The sequence below is a fragment of the Vibrio sp. 10N.222.55.C6 genome, assembly GCF_041473395.1.
Classification (GTDB): domain Bacteria; phylum Pseudomonadota; class Gammaproteobacteria; order Enterobacterales; family Vibrionaceae; genus Vibrio; species Vibrio crassostreae_C.
The window spans coordinates 1-352 of sequence record NZ_JBFRSD010001058.1; the positions used below are offsets into that span (position 1 = coordinate 1).

The 352-nt window shown below is 48.6% G+C and carries 1 protein-coding gene; it reads right to left on the reverse strand.

Features of this window, described 5'->3' with window-relative positions; all coding sequences use genetic code 11:
- Positions 1 to 352, reverse strand: a 352-nt coding sequence (locus tag AB4486_RS27535) for a PTS transporter subunit EIIC (protein WP_372119981.1), incomplete at both ends; no start/stop codon positions are given.

Below are 352 nucleotides of genomic sequence, written 5' to 3' on the forward strand. Positions count from 1 at the left end.
GCTATGGTGCATGCCTGTGATAACGAATGGCGCATAAATCAAGCCAAATACCGCACCACCAATAAAGCCCGCACTGTTGTATAGCCAGTTCAGACCGTCACCCAACAAGAAGCCGATATCACGAGTCAATGGACCAACAACGGTGAATGTGAGTAAGCCTGTCACAAAGATAGCCAGTAGCGGCGTTAGCAAGTTATCCAGAACTGAAGGCACGACTTTACGCAGGCCAAGTTCGATTTTCGCGAGAATAAACGCAGAAACGAGAACTGGCAGTACAGAACCTTGATAGCCAACCTTCTCTATCTCGAAGCCTAGAATGTTCCAAACCGGAATATTGCCTGCCACCGATGCG